This is a genomic window from Luteolibacter sp. (assembly GCF_039920825.1).
Classification (GTDB): domain Bacteria; phylum Verrucomicrobiota; class Verrucomicrobiia; order Verrucomicrobiales; family Akkermansiaceae; genus Luteolibacter.
The window spans coordinates 18210-31905 of the sequence record NZ_JBDSCX010000016.1; the positions used below are offsets into that span (position 1 = coordinate 18210).

Here is a 13696-nt window from a genome sequence, read left to right on the forward strand (position 1 = left end):
TCAGAATTGGTGGGGTGAACAACATTGCAGTTGTTGGGTGTGTGGTGGGTGAGTGTTTGGGAAAATTTAGAAAATCCCGAGATCGTCCTCGGTGTCGTCGTCGGTGATCTGTGCGAGGTAGATGTCGAAGTTCGCCTTGCTCCAGATTTCGAAGGCCATGCCGCGACCGGCGAGCATCACGTCGGAGTCCGGAGCGATGCCGGCCTTTTCACTGAGATCTTTCGGAACGAGGAGCTTGCCTTGCTCGTTGACGGTGGCCTCGCGTGAAAGCAGCGCGAGTTTCGCAAGCAGCTTGGTCTTCTCCGCCGGGGTCTTGTCGCTTTCGTTGATGGTGACGACCTTGTGGTTGTAGGCCTCTTTGCTGAGAACCCGGACGAGCGGCAGGCCTTGGTCCTTGGCAAACAGCAGATAAAGGGAAGCTCCCGCCTCGGGACGCCAGGACGCTTGGACCGAAACCCGGAACTTCGGGTCGATCTTATACGGGTGGAATCCCGTGTAGCGTTGGTTGTCGATTTCCACTTGGGCGAGGAGGTGATTGTGTCAGCGGCAATAAAGTACACTGAAATACACTCAACTCGCAAGATTAAATTGGGACATTTTTACTAAATACGCAACAGCCACATTATCAACGATTTCCACTATATGCCATCTCGGTTTTTTGGGAAATTTACCCAGTCTCCCTGCCGTTTTCGGCTTAATTATCGAAAAATTTTGGCAAAAAAGGACCAATTTTCGGCGGATTTTTAATTATTTGAAGGAAGGTGTACTTCGGTGCGGATTTTTCAGTCTCGGTGTACTTGATCTTAATCCCAGTCTCCGGCTTTGATTGATCCGGAATTCCATCGGAAACGTTCTTGCCGAAAAAGCGGATAGTTCAAATCCTGCGGAGCTTCAGGCATGCGTGTCACACGAACCGCCAACCGCCACTCATTTTGATGGATCGAGTGCCGAGCCCGCCGACCCAAAATGCCACCCGGGAAACCGTTTTGCGCGACCTCACCGTCCAGTCGCATCCGATGCCCCGCGATCCGCGAATTTCTCGCCGATTGCCTCAGCTCCCCGTTAAGCCCGGAAATCCGTGCTGCAATCTCACTTGTCTTTAATTAGGAAATATTAAAGAGTTCCTGCCTCGTGATCCGGTTCAAACAATGGTTGGCAATCCCGCTTCTGATGGCGGTCTTGGTCCTGAGTGGCCAGGGTCAATCGCTGCCGGAGTGGTTGGCGAAGAACCCCGGCAAGAAACCGCCGGCGGGCGGAATTCTCGATGAAAGCCGGATTCTCGGTCGCGACACGGAACTGGCCAAACGGATTTCCACCAGGATCCGGAAATTGGAAAGCGAACACGGCTACAAGCTCTACGTGGTGGTGGAGCCGGTGCTGATCGGCACTTCCGCCCAGGAACAGGCGACCGACCTGCGGCGGAACTGGCTGCCGGACGGGGACGGGCTCGTCATCGTTTTCGAGTCCGACAGCCGCACGCTCGGGATCGGTCAAGACATGGTGGGAAATCCCGATCAAACGGAAAATCCGCACCGCGTTCCTTCCTACGAAACGACCGCCATCATCAACCGCGCACTCGGAGCTGTGGACGGCAAACTCGGCCCCGAAGGCTATCTGGAAGCCGTCGTGGACAAACTCGCCGGGGAATTCGACGGCTATTTCGTCCGCCGTGAAGCACCGCCGCCGCCGGAGAGATCCGTTAGAATCGTATTGGTCGTCGTGGGCGGATTGGCGCTGTTAGGACTCGGCTTGATCGGCGCGGGCGCGCTGGTCCGGCATTCGAGCATGGCCCGGGTCCGCACCTTCCGTTTCCCGGTGGTGGACCGTCCCGAACGACTGGGCGCTCCCTGCGGTGCGGATGTCACGGCCCGTCGCTTCGCCCGACCAGTGCCGCGGCAGCAGGCCTAACGGGCTGGAGCTTCGCCCAGCGGCCTTTGCTTCCGTTTTCTAACCGGCAGATGGTGCGGCAGGATCGCCGAAAACAAATGGACCACCGGATAGGCGCACAAGGCGACCACCACTCCCATCGTGAGCATGCCAAGAATATAGCTGGCGGCATTGAGGTCCCCCACCTGCGGAACGTCGAAATGCACGTCTTGAAGGAACTGCGGCATCGGCACTCCGAGCGAATGACGCATCCAGTTGCCGATGGCGAATTGCCCGTACATGATCGGCGGCGTGGTGAACGGATTCGTCAGCCAACAGGCGGCGATGGCGAACGGCACGTTCGCCCGAGCGCGCATCGCGAAAACCGCGGCGGGCAGCATTTGGAACGGCATCAACATCATCGAGAAAAACAACCCGATGGCGAGACCGGTGGCCACCGTGTCCCGGCACGGCACCCACAAGCTGCGGTGGAACAACGGCTTGGAAATTTTCTGCCACCACGGCCGGTGGCGGAGTTTCTTATGGCGCAGGGCACGAAACGCCCGACGCACCATTCTGAGGTAGTGGACTTTCATGGGTGAAACAGCATCGGGCGGCACCATCCGCCACTCCTCACACCGAATCAACCGCAAATGCCTTGCTCACCCGCCAGCCCTTACGCAGCTTCGTGGAAATTTCACCATGCATCCTTGGCAAGCATTCATCCTGGGCGTGATCGAAGGGATCACCGAATACCTCCCGATCAGCTCGACCGGGCATTTGATCGTCGCACAACGGCTGATGGGGATCGGCACCGGCGGCCTCCAAGCGAAGGAAGCGGCCGACGCTTTTGCGGTATGCATCCAAGGCGGCGCGATCTTGGCGGTGCTTGGGCTTTATTGGAAACGGGTCATCCAGATGATCCAGGGCGTGCTTGGAAAAAATCCGGAAGGACTGAAACTCGCCATCAACATCATCGCCGGATTCCTACCCGCAGCGGTTATCGGTGTCATCCTCAGCCACAAGATCAAGGAACATCTCTTTGGTTTGTGGCCGGTCGTCATCGCCTGGTTCATCGGCGGAGTCGGGATTCTGGCCGTTTCATGGTGGAGGAAATCCAATCCGCCCCGGAGCGGAGGCGTCGAGCTTGCCGGACTAACTCTCAAGATGGCGCTAATCATCGGCCTGCTCCAATGCGTGGCAATGTGCCCCGGCACCAGCCGCAGCCTGATGACCATCTGCGGCGGACTGCTCGTCGGACTCTCGATCCGCGCGGCGGTGGAATACTCGTTTTTGTTAGGTGTCCTCACACTCACGGCGGCGACCGCCAAGGATGCTGTGGGAAAAGTGAAGGGCCTCGACCCGATGTATGACAAGCTCTTCGGCGGCACCAAGCTGATGCTCAACGAATACGGTGCGGTGCCCATGATCATCGGCATTGTCGCCGCCGCGATCTCCGCGGCCATCGCGGTGAAATGGCTGGTTTCCTACCTCCAAAGCCACGGACTTTCCGTCTTCGGCTGGTACCGCATCGGCATCGGCCTGATCATCGGCAGCCTGATCGTGGCGGGGACATTGCAGGCTTGAGATCCCATGATAAGGGAAGGGATCTCCGGTCCCTTCCTCTTACGGCGCGGCCCCCCTGAACATAGGGAAGAAATTTGCACAGGCTGACGGCAGCGACGACCTTTTCCTCCGGGTGCCAGATCAGCATGCTGAGGAAAAATGCTTCGTCGCAAAGGGAGTAAGATGGAATCCGCCCCTACGCGCACGCCCGACCCGACGATGTTTGCTAGTCAGGATGATCTCCTTGATGACCCCCTCTGCGGTTGCGACCGCTTTCAATCCTCTATCAAATGGCTATGCCAATACGGATTGCAGCAAATCGAGGACGGCCTGTTCTTTTTTGCTGATTTTCGGGCCAAAGCCAAACAGCCCGCTTGAGGATTTCGCCACCGCCGTTGCGATGGTTAGAAAACCCGAGCGGATTTGGGCGGCTTCCTCTTCCGGGAATTTCTCGAGAACGCTTTTCAAAAGCGCAAGATACATCAAAGCCGGCATCGCTTCCGACTGCAATTCACTGGCGATCATTTCCAACGAATGATGAGCGATTCCCAAAATCTTGGCTACGACCGGGTAAGGGCAGGACTGATGCTCTTTCAGTAAATTCGCAATCGCCACGCTCTCTTTGCGATCCACTTTTCCATCGGCGCTCGCCACCAAAAACGGACAGAAGACGGCCATTTTCGCGAGAAACATCCAGTCATTCCCGGTCAGCTCACCGGCCTTGGATTCGCCGGATGATGGCGCCGCCACGCCCGTCGGCAGCGGCAGGCTGCGGGGGGCGGACTTCAATTTCGCAACGAGTTCCGGCTCGTTGGAAAAATCAATCGCAGCCACGAATTTCCAGGCACCGAGATCTTCCACACGCCCTTCAAGGATCTCACAGAAACGTTCCATTGGGACAGGGACGCCTTCGGTGATGTCGCCATGCTCACCGTTCAGTATGACCATGTCCGCCTCAGTGGAAAGGAGTGTGGGAAGGTGATGATAGTTCGAGACCACCTTTTGCACCCCTCCGAAGTTCCCCTGCATGAGCGAAGCCACAAACGCCTCCTCATAGCGTTCCATCTTGGCCAGTTGTTTTTGCTCCAGCTCGTCCCAACGGGCATCCCCCCGCTCTGATGGATCGATTCGTAAATTGAGCATTCCTCCAATCGGCAAAAACGATTCTCCATCTGCCAATCCGTGGCAGATCGCCGACCAGAAAAATCGTCGATATTTCGCTCCCAGCTCCCGCATTTGCTCATCGGATCCGGTAAGAATGTCCCCTTCTTCATCTTCGACCACGGCGCCACGATTCGCCGCCGCCCGGATCAGCGTACCCGCGAGCAGGAAATCCGCTTCGGCGACACCCGCGGGCAGGCTTAATTCCGCACCATCTTCCCTCTTCCTAACTGTTATCCCCCGGATACCGCCACACGGATGCAGCCACATTTCTTCAATTCCGTCTTCCGCAAGCATACCGGCGAACTGCCTCCCCATGGAGGAGATATTGAGATCCAGCTGCCCCAGATCCTCCACCCAGCCATCATGATCAAAAGAATCGCCCTTCAGAAAGATGTTGTAGCCCATGGGGTAAGCCCAAAGCTTTGGAAGTTAGGAGTCAAATTCAAAATCCTGTCCCTGCATTCAGTTCGACGGTTTCTCTTGGACACGACTGAAAACCACCCAGCGTCCACTCTTGGGTCCGAACCACTTCGATGCCCGTGGTTTTCCATATTTCCAAGCAATCGACGAAGGTGGAAATGAACCCTGCGCGACGATCACCGCCCGGGCGCCTTCCCGCCTAACAAAGCCGGACCATGTCCTTGATGAACTGGCCCCAGAGGAAGAACAGGCCGCGTTTCGAGTATTGGAAATGGCCATCACCTGTTAGCTCAATGAGTCCGGCCGCGAGGTTGTGATCCACCTGCCTGCGCATTTCCTGTTCGATGGAATTTTCGATTTCCTCGGGGTCCGGCATCCGCAAACGATCCGACGGGATGTTCACGCGGTTCAGGTATTTTTTGTGATCCTTGAGGATCTGATGGAAGCAACTCCGCTCGCAAGGCACATGGTTCCACTTTACGTTAGGCGGACATTGCAGCGTCGGCGCGAAAGGGAAATTTGTCGTCCGCCAGATGCCGCCGCCGTCGTCCTGCGAGGTGATGGAAATGAACGCGAACGCAACGTCGCTCTGCTCGCATAGGCAAACCGCGGCGACCGCGCGTTCTTCCGGATGCCAGAAGAGCCGGAAAAACTGCTGCATGCCCGCCCATTCCCAACCGCAATCGGACACGTGCTCGAAGCCCGCCTCCTCCATCGCCGCCGCGGCTTCGATGGCGTTCGGGAAAAACGACGGGTTCGGGACTTCGCGATGTTTCAGCCGGTTGTCCAGCGGCAACCGCATCGAGCGGATCCGCGTGAGCAGTTCGACCCACGGCAGGAAAAACCACAGCACGGTCCCGAGGACACCGGCCCACAGGCGACCCGTTAGAAAATAGAACAGGCAGAAGGATGCGGAAAGGAACGTGATCGCCCCGAGTTTGCGCAGGCAGTTGGTTCGTGCCGAACGCAGAGCCACGGCAAGGACAAATAAGCCGATGACTATGAGAGTTTCCCGCATGAGAGTGCAATTAATTACAGCGTGCCGAATTGGCACTTGCTACGAGTCCCACGCATACCGGAGCCGCGCAAGGTGTTGTTTTTCGGGCGAAATTCAAAATGCCGCTTCAGATCCAGGATTTCCCCAAAAGCTCCCGCAACCGTGCCGGATCGGTCGCCGTGGTTTTCGCTACGAACCCGCGGGCGTGGGCGAAATGGACGTCCTCGCAATCCCCGATCCGCGTGAAATCCAACCCGGGATGATCGTTGTGGCGGGACAATCCGAACCCCACTCCCCGGCGATCCGGATAAACGAGCCCTGCGACGTTGCTCGCATCGGGATGGGATTCGATAAACCGCGCCAACCCGGACGATGGCTCGTCGGGAAGCGGGTCGGTGCGCGGCATGAAGAGAACCTTGAACGGCCCTTTCGGCGTTTCGATTTCCCAAAACTCGCCGACGTCGCCGATGTAGTTCAGCCGCTCGCGGAGGTTTCTCAAATAGCTGAGTAAATCCTCGCCGATCCAGCGCATGACCTCCCACAGCGGCTCACCGGGCTTCAATTCCGACGCCGCGGCAAACCGGCGGAGCAGCGTGGTGTCGATGGGTGAGTTGAGTTTGAAAAGCGTTTCGCGTTCCACCCCGAGCCACTTGGCGGTCTCGACCGGCCCGCGGGTGTCGAACCATTCCGCCGGCTCCAGCCAGTCGCAGAACTGCCGCGCATCCTCGTAAACTCCGAGCTGTTGCAGCACCAAACTCAGCGAACAAGTCGGCGGGTGGTCTTTCGGAAACTGGTGGTGATCGAAATTTCCACGCTCCGGATTGTGTTCGTGACCGACATCGACGACGGCGGTCGAAACGTCGGCGAGGTCATCCGCCGTCGGCTCGCGGCGAATGATCGGCACGGCGTTCTCGGCGAGCAACAGGCAGCAGGCCAGAAACTCGTCTTTATGCGAGCCGCCGGGATGGGTGAGAATTTTGGAAAAAGTCATGGCAAAGGTGCGCGCACCGTAGGCAGTCGCGCCCTGTTGGGAAGTTTTTTGGCAAATGTGCGCAATCGACGTGCGCGGCCGCAACTGGGGATTTCACTTCCTGCGAGGATATCCGCCTGCTAACCCATATTTCCACTATGCAGGAATATCGGGCCATTCTCATTTCGCTCCTCCTTGGCTCGGGTCTCGCCTGGGGCCAGAAACCCCCGATCGCCGACCCGAAATCGCCACCGAGGGAATGGACCAGCACCGATGGCAGGAAAATCACCGCCACTTATCTCGGCGTTCAAAACGCCAGCGTCGCCCTTAGGCTTCCGGGCGGAAAAATCACCTTTGTCCCGACTTCCAAGTTTTCAGCGGAGGACAATGCCTTCGTTCAGGCAAATCTGTTCGACTACCGCGCGGCGTGGCAGGCGTGGCCGCCGGAGTCCAAGGAAGCAATGGCCCTCGTGCCCGTGGACGAGGACAAGAACGACCCGAAGTTCCCGGGCGCCTTCATTTACAAAACTCCGCACTTCAGGTTCATCGCGGATGTAAATCTCGGGACCGCGCTGATGAAGGACTTGGCCCGCGTGTTTGAACTCACCTATCACCTTCACTCCACCTCGCCGCTCGGCACCCTCGCCAAACCCGAGAACAACGGATTGTTCGATGCGAAACTATTCGGCAAGACGGAGTCCTACCATACGGCAGGCGGACCGGAGAGCACCGCCGGAGTTTATCTGCTCAAGGAAAAGGTCTTCCTGGCACCCCTCGATCTCATGGGAGTGCGCGAAGGTTCCACTGGCTGGCGGAAGGACTCGAATTACTACGATCTTTCCACCATCATCCACGAACTCACCCATATGCTCACCCACGGCATGCTGGACAATCTGCCAACATGGGTGAACGAAGGTTACGCCGAGTACGTCGCGAATATCCCGATGGAGAAAAACGCCTTCATGACCGCGGATGGCAAGATCCGCGACGGCGTGCTGGATGTGTTGATCAACTACACGGACAAGATCCACGGAGCCAAAAAGATCCGGACAGGCGTATTGTCGAAAGCGGATCACATCAATTTCGCCAAACAGGATAACGGCCCGGTACTTTTCAAAGTGGAGGATGTCCTCATGATGAACGACGTCCTTTGGTCGACTGGATCGAAGACACCTCCGCCCCCGGGAACCGCATTTCCACCGCCTAAGCCACCTTGGATCCGCTTTCCGGGGACCGTCGTTACCGGTGAGGAGAGCTACCTCCGGCTGCCAAGGCTCTACCGCACCGCCCACCTGATCATCTATTATTTCATCCAGATCGAAGGCGAGAAAGGCGTGCTCAAGATCCGCCGATTCCTGGAGGAAAATCAAAAGAACATGGCCCGCTACCAAAAGTATCTCGAGGATTTCAAAGCCTATCAAACCAAGGTAGCGGCCTTTATGAACCTGCCGGGAGTAACCAAACTGGACGACGGGCGAATTCAATATCCCTCCAACTTGACCCCTCCGGTATCTCCGCAGGCTCCATTCACCGATCCCGACACGTTGAAACTGGGCGGGGTCAACGCGCTGCTTGGCGGAGAGTCCGCGAGTGTCGTCGGCGCGAGGATCGAAGCAGCGCTCATAGAGGATCTAGGCGTGAAGTTGCAATTCAAGTGATCTTGTCCGGCATAGAGTGGTGATCGAACTGCGGGTTTTTCACGGCATCTTCACCACGAACTCAGTGACTTGTCCCCGTAATTGGTGATTGGCGGAGTTCGAATCCTCCCGTAATGGATCGCAAATGCGTTTCCTCGCCCGCACCGGTATTTTCAGCATCCTTCTCGCTTGGCAAGTTTCGGCCAACCCGGTGATCACCGAGTTCATGGCGGACAACGAGACCACGCTCCCGGACGAAAACGGTGACTTTTCCGACTGGATCGAAATTCACAATCCAGCCACCACGCCCTTCGCGCTCGCCGGTTGGTATCTCACGGATTCCGCGACGAATCTGACGAAATGGCAGTTTCCCACAGTCTCCTTGCAACCTGGCGAATTCCTTGTCGTCTGGGCATCGAGCAAGAACCGCCGCGTGCCCGGCGCGCCGCTGCACACGAATTTCTCTCTCTCGAAAGGGGGAGAATTTCTCGCTCTGGTCCGCCCCGACGGCACCACCGCCGAGCAATCCTTCGCTCCGTCGTTTCCCGCCCAGGCCGCCGACGAATCCTACGGTTTGCGGTTCCTGAGCACCACGCTCGTCCCCGGAAACGCGACAGGCCGCTACAAAATTCCGACCAGCACCACCAATCCGACCGCTTCGTGGAATCAGGCATCCTTCAGTCACGCGACGTGGGCGAGCGGTCCGGGCGGCTTCGGATTCGGCATCACCGTGCCGGGAATCACCGTCAGGCAGGTTTCCAAAAACGGTTCCATGGGTGGCCTGAACGACGCAATAGCCCTCATCGCCCTGCCGGAGACCGATCCTACCGTCCTCAGCTCCCACACCGCCGTCTTCGACATGGTCAATTTCCTCGGCGAAGGATCGGACGGGCGTTACGCCCAAAACAGCATACTCCCAGGTGGCGGTGGTGACAATTACGCGGCGGTCGCCACCGGATTCGTGACCATCCCAACTACCGGCACCTACACCTTCGGGCTCAACTCGGACGACGGCGGACGCATCCTCATCGACGGCACGGAAATCATGCGCGATGACAGTTTCCACGCTCCCCAGGACGCATTCGGCAGCATCTCGCTCACCGCCGGCACCCACACCTTCCAAGCCCTCATGTTCGAAGGTGGATACGGCGACTGCTTCGAATTTTTCGCCGCACCGGGTAACCTCACCTCGTTCGACCCAGGCGTCTTCCGACTGGTCGGCGACGTGGCGAACGGCGGACTCGCCGCCACTACCACACCGCCCGGAGCGGGCGGACTGATCGGCACGGATTTGAAAACCCTGATGGCCGGCCGCGCGGATGCTTTCGTTAGAATGCCGTTCACCGGCACCGGCCCGGGCACCGCCACCACGGGGTCGCTCGTCATGCGCTACAACGACGGCTTCGCGGCTTGGCTCAATGGCAACGCCGTCGCTTCGGCAAACGCGCCCGCTAGCCCGGCTTGGAGTTCCCTCGCCACGGCCACCCGCACGAACGACCAGACGCTCCGCAAACAGGCATTCAATCTAACCGCCGCCTTGCCGCTCATCCTCAACGGCTCGAACGTGCTGGCGATCCAAGGACTCAATTCCGCCACCACCGACACGACCTTTCTCGTTTCCCCCGAGCTCGTCATCGGCAGCCTTGACGCCGCGGCAGCCCCGGCCTCCTACGGCGGCGGACTGGCCACCCCGGGCTGGATCAACGGTGCGCCCAGTTCGTTAGGAAATGTCGCGGACACCCAGTTCAGCGTCAAACGCGGCTTCTTCACCGCTCCCATCAGCGTCGCCATCACCAGCACCACTCCCGGCGCGGTCATCCGTTACACCACCGACGGCTCCACGCCGAGCGACACGAACGGCACGATCTACACCGCGCCGCTTGCCATTTCCTCGACCACCGTGGTCCGCGCCCGCGGCTCGCTAACAGGCTGGGTCCCGACCAACCTGGACACGCAGACCTATTTGTTTCCAAACGACATCCTCACCCAGTCCGCCGACGGCTCGCCTGCGCCCGGCTGGCCCGCCACCAGCGGCACCTCGCAGGTCCTCGACTTCGGCATGGATCCGGACATCGTGAATCACACGAATCCGGAAATCGGCGGCGCGGCTTCGGTCAAGGCCGCGCTGTTAGCCCTGCCGTCCATTTCCGTCACCACGGACCTGCCAAATCTTTTCGACATCAACGGCTCGCAAGGGATCTATGCCCATCCCGACGCACGCGGATTCGCTTGGGAGCGGCCGGCATCAATGGAATGGATCACCCCGCCGGACGCCGCGCATCCCAACGGCACCAGTGAATTCCAGATCAATGCCGGCGTCCGCCTGCGCGGCGGATTCTCCCGCTCTTCGGAAAACCCGAAACACGCGTTCCGGTTCTTCTTCCGCGAGGAATATGGATCATCGAAGTTAAAATACCCGCTCTTCGGCCGGGATGCCGCGCAGGACTTCGACAAGATCGACCTCCGCACCGCGCAAAATTATTCCTGGTCCTTCGGCGGAGATGATCGAAACACGTTCCTCCGCGAGGAATCCTGCCGCCAGGCCCTGCTCGATCTCGGCCAGCCGGGTTCGCACGTACGCTACGCCCATCTCTATCTAAACGGCCGTTACTGGGGCCTTTACGTGCTCGACGAGCGCACCGAGTCCGCGTTTTCCGAATCCTACCTCGGCGGCAACAAGGATGACTACGATGTCGTGAAATCCGAAGGAGAGGCGGGCTTCGTCACCGGTGCGACGGATGGAAATCTAACTGCATGGCAGGAATTGTGGAGCAAGGGAGAAACCGTGCGGGCGTCCCCCACGAACGAAAATTACTTCCGCCTGATGGGCTTGGCCACCGACGGAGTGACGCCCACCGCGGATCCGGTGTTGCTGGATGCTGACAGCCTGATCGATTACCTGCTTCTCACCTTTTGGACGGGAAATCTCGATGGCTGCGTCTCGGCGTTTCTCGGCAACGAATATGCGAACAACTGGTATGGCAGCCGCCGGCGTGTTGGAAATCCGCGACAGGGCTTCCGTTTCTTCGTGCACGATTTCGAACACACCATGCTCGATGTGAACGAGAACCGCACCGGGCCTTTCACCAGCGCGAATGAATCGAACGTCGTTTATTCAAATCCACTCTACCTCCATCAGGACCTCATCGGAAACGAGGAATACCGCATGCGATGGGCGGACCTCATTCACTGCCACTTGTTCAACGACGGCAGGCTCACGCCGGACGCCTGGCACAACCGCATCAACAAGCTCGCTGCCGTGGTCGATACCGCGATCATCGCCGAGAGCGCGCGCTGGGGTGATTCCAATCCCACCGTGCTGCGGACCAAGCAGGACTGGCTCAACGCGCAGAACTGGCTGCTCGGCTATCTCAGCCCGAGAAACGCCGTGATCCTCGACCAGCTCCGTGCGGACAATCTCTATCCGAATCTCGACGCGCCCGTCCTCAGTCCCTACGGCGGCCACCAGCCGGTGGGTGTGGAAATTTCCGTGCAAGGTCCGGCCAGCTCGACGCTCCATTACATGGCAGACGGCAGTGATCCCCGCGCCATCGGCGGCGCGCTGCGGGCCGGAGCTCTCACGTATAACGCCTCAACGACGAACGAAGCGCTCGTCCCGATGTCCGCCAGCGGCTGGAAATATTTAGGGAATGGCAGCGACCTTGGCATCGTCTGGCGAATGGATGGGTTCAACGACAGCGCCTGGCCGACCGGCACCGCTGAGCTCGGCTATGGCGATGGCGACGAGACGACCGCCGTTCCCATCGTGGATGTGAACCCTGGCAGCGCCGGCGTGCAGAAGGCGGCGACCTGTTATTTCCGCCGCACGTTCACCGTCGCGAACGCCAGCCAGATCACCAGCCTCGCCCTCAGCGCGGAATACGACGATTCCTATGCGGTCTATTTGAACGGCACCCGCGTCGCAGGAAATCTTCCGATCGATCCCGCCTACAACTACTACTCAGGAAGCGCCATCGAGGACACCATCACCAACACCGCCGTCTCCCCCGGACTGTTGAGAAACGGCACGAACACGATCTGCATCGAAGTCCATCAGGCGAACGACTTCAGCAGCGATCTGAGCATGAATCTTTCCCTAACCGGAACCCGCGCTGCCACTGCCACGCCGCTTTTCCTCACCGGCACCGGGGAACACACGCTAAGGTTCCGCGCTCTCAGCGGAACGACATGGAGCGCCTTGTCCGAGTCCACCTATCAGGTCGGCACCGTCCTTCCCACCGCGGCGGAACTGGTCGTTTCGGAAATCTCGTATTTCCCGCAGGATCCGAATGGCGCTGCTGAATTCGTCGAACTGCTCAATACCAGCACCACAGCGACGCTCGATCTGGGCGGCGCGCGCTTCACCGACGGCATCGATTTCACCTTCCCTGCTAACACCAACCTCGCACCCGAAGGCCGGGTCCTCGTCGTGAAAGACGTCGCCACCTTCGAGGCGCTTTACGGAACCGGAAAACCCATCGCCGGGATTTTCCTGAACGGCTCCGCCCTATCAAACACCGGCGAGCATCTCAGGCTCGAAGCCGCCGACGGATCGCAGCTGTTGGATTTTTCCTACGCCGCCGCTTTCCCGTGGCCGGCTTCCGCGAACGGCCTCGGCCGTAGCATGATCCTGACAAACTACAGCGATCCATCCGATCCGCTTTCGTGGCGGCCCAGCGCCGGGGCGAATGGCAATCCCGGCAACGGCGATTCCTTTGCCCGCGCCCCCGGCCAAAGCCTGCTCGACTACGCCCTCGGCGGATCGCTGCCGTCATTTGATGCGGCCAACGGAAATTTCTCCGCCACCCGCCGCCTCGGTGCCGACGCCGCCACGCTCCGCCCGGAATGGTCAACGGATCTCGGACAGTGGTTCACCCAATCGCTAATCCTAACATCCGAAACTCCGGATGCCGCAGGAAACTCCACCCTCCAGTGGAAACTCGATCCCGTTCCTCCAGGGAAGGCCTTCATCCGCCTGCGGGTGGCGGAAAAACCGTAGCAGACAAAAGCGTCCGGCACATCAGTTAGCCTGCCATCAGATTTGATCGATCTTGCGAATGACGGAGCTTTAAACAA

The 13696-nt window shown here is 59.0% G+C and carries 9 protein-coding genes; 4 read left to right on the top strand and 5 right to left on the bottom strand.

Annotated features, from left to right (window positions below; genetic code table 11):
* Nucleotides 1-66: 66 nt before the first annotated feature.
* Nucleotides 67-519, bottom strand: coding sequence for a hypothetical protein (locus tag ABIQ96_RS03840; protein WP_348213229.1), 453 nt, complete (start codon nt 517-519; stop codon nt 67-69).
* A gap of 612 nt (nt 520-1131) precedes the next feature.
* On the opposite strand from ABIQ96_RS03840, the gene ABIQ96_RS03845 reads away from it, so the two are divergent.
* A complete protein-coding gene (locus tag ABIQ96_RS03845) occupies nt 1132-1908 on the top strand; it encodes a TPM domain-containing protein (RefSeq protein ID WP_348213230.1) in 777 nt (258 codons plus the stop codon).
* On the opposite strand, the gene ABIQ96_RS03850 is transcribed toward ABIQ96_RS03845, so the two are convergent.
* A complete protein-coding gene (locus tag ABIQ96_RS03850) occupies nt 1905-2462 on the bottom strand; it encodes a DUF2062 domain-containing protein (protein ID WP_348213231.1) in 558 nt (185 codons plus the stop codon). The genes ABIQ96_RS03845 and ABIQ96_RS03850 overlap by 4 nt on opposite strands.
* A gap of 106 nt (nt 2463-2568) precedes the next feature.
* Between ABIQ96_RS03850 and ABIQ96_RS03855 the strand changes: the two genes are divergently transcribed.
* Complete coding sequence (locus tag ABIQ96_RS03855; RefSeq protein ID WP_348213232.1) at nt 2569-3453, top strand: undecaprenyl-diphosphate phosphatase; 885 nt, start codon at nt 2569-2571, stop codon at nt 3451-3453.
* Nucleotides 3454-3726: 273 nt separating this feature from the next.
* On the opposite strand, the gene ABIQ96_RS03860 is transcribed toward ABIQ96_RS03855, so the two are convergent.
* The 3 genes from ABIQ96_RS03860 to ABIQ96_RS03870 form a co-directional block, all read right to left on the bottom strand.
* Nucleotides 3727-5001: a hypothetical protein gene (locus ABIQ96_RS03860; RefSeq protein ID WP_348213233.1), complete on the bottom strand. Its 1275-nt coding sequence runs from the start codon at nt 4999-5001 to the stop codon at nt 3727-3729.
* A gap of 214 nt (nt 5002-5215) precedes the next feature.
* A complete protein-coding gene (locus ABIQ96_RS03865) occupies nt 5216-6034 on the bottom strand; it encodes a hypothetical protein (protein ID WP_348213234.1) in 819 nt (272 codons plus the stop codon).
* A 106-nt stretch (nt 6035-6140) separates the two neighbouring features.
* Nucleotides 6141-7004, bottom strand: a complete 864-nt coding sequence (locus ABIQ96_RS03870; protein WP_348213235.1) for an MYG1 family protein — start codon at nt 7002-7004, stop codon at nt 6141-6143.
* 137 nt (nt 7005-7141) lie between these two features.
* Between ABIQ96_RS03870 and ABIQ96_RS03875 the strand changes: the two genes are divergently transcribed.
* Together ABIQ96_RS03875 and ABIQ96_RS03880 are read left to right on the top strand one after the other, a co-directional pair.
* The gene (locus tag ABIQ96_RS03875; RefSeq protein ID WP_348213236.1) at nt 7142-8641 is read left to right on the top strand and encodes a hypothetical protein; all 1500 of its coding nucleotides are present in this window, start codon (nt 7142-7144) and stop codon (nt 8639-8641) included.
* A gap of 124 nt (nt 8642-8765) precedes the next feature.
* Nucleotides 8766-13619 carry a lamin tail domain-containing protein gene (locus tag ABIQ96_RS03880; RefSeq protein WP_348213237.1) on the top strand — a complete coding sequence of 1618 codons (4854 nt, stop codon included), beginning with the start codon at nt 8766-8768 and terminating at the stop codon, nt 13617-13619.
* The last annotated feature ends 77 nt before the right edge of the window (nt 13620-13696 follow it).

Excerpts from the sequence above, each read along its gene's own strand:
- ABIQ96_RS03850 (WP_348213231.1), bottom strand. The coding sequence starts at position 2,462 with ATGAAAGTCCACTACCTCAGAATGGTGCGTCGGGCGTTTCGTGCCCTG.
- ABIQ96_RS03855 (WP_348213232.1), top strand. The coding sequence starts at position 2,569 with ATGCATCCTTGGCAAGCATTCATCCTGGGCGTGATCGAAGGGATCACC.
- ABIQ96_RS03860 (WP_348213233.1), bottom strand. The coding sequence starts at position 5,001 with ATGGGCTACAACATCTTTCTGAAGGGCGATTCTTTTGATCATGATGGC.
- ABIQ96_RS03865 (WP_348213234.1), bottom strand. The coding sequence starts at position 6,034 with ATGCGGGAAACTCTCATAGTCATCGGCTTATTTGTCCTTGCCGTGGCT.
- ABIQ96_RS03870 (WP_348213235.1), bottom strand. The coding sequence starts at position 7,004 with ATGACTTTTTCCAAAATTCTCACCCATCCCGGCGGCTCGCATAAAGAC.
- ABIQ96_RS03875 (WP_348213236.1), top strand. The coding sequence starts at position 7,142 with ATGCAGGAATATCGGGCCATTCTCATTTCGCTCCTCCTTGGCTCGGGT.
- ABIQ96_RS03880 (WP_348213237.1), top strand. The coding sequence starts at position 8,766 with ATGCGTTTCCTCGCCCGCACCGGTATTTTCAGCATCCTTCTCGCTTGG.